This is a genomic window from Candidatus Symbiothrix dinenymphae, assembly GCF_001431085.1.
This window is the reverse complement of sequence record NZ_BBRU01000488.1, coordinates 1-401: the sequence shown is the minus strand read 5'-3', so window position 1 is coordinate 401 and position 401 is coordinate 1. Positions and strand designations below refer to the sequence as shown.

The window sequence follows — 401 nt, the reverse complement described above, 5'->3', positions numbered from 1 at the left end:
GTCACTACGTTGCCGGTGATTGTTGCTTTCTTTATACCGTTTACAGAGTTGTTGGTGTTTGTCACCTCCACGTAATAGTAGTATACGCCTGCGGTAAGGTCGGTTGGCGTGTTGTAAGTGGCTTCGGTAGCACCTGCTATGGCATAGCCGTCGGTGTTGCTTTCAATGTTGTTTTCATACCATTGGTAGCTTAGCGTGCCTCCATCGGATGAGATTGCTTCCACGGTGAGCGTTTCAGCATTGCCGCTTATCACTTCGCCGCTTACAGGTTGCGTGATGATGGCAGGCGCGGCGGCATCATCCACTCTCACCACCCATTTGGCATAGAGCGTAATATCACCGGTTACTCCATCGGTGTTGAAATTCCACGCATTGGTGCAAGCCGCCTCACGATACCAACC

General features: G+C 51.1%; 1 protein-coding gene. It reads right to left on the bottom strand.

Annotated elements, in window-relative coordinates; genetic code table 11:
* A partial coding sequence (locus ASC50_RS05255; protein ID WP_162491147.1) for an InlB B-repeat-containing protein occupies nt 1-401 on the bottom strand: 401 nt, incomplete at both ends.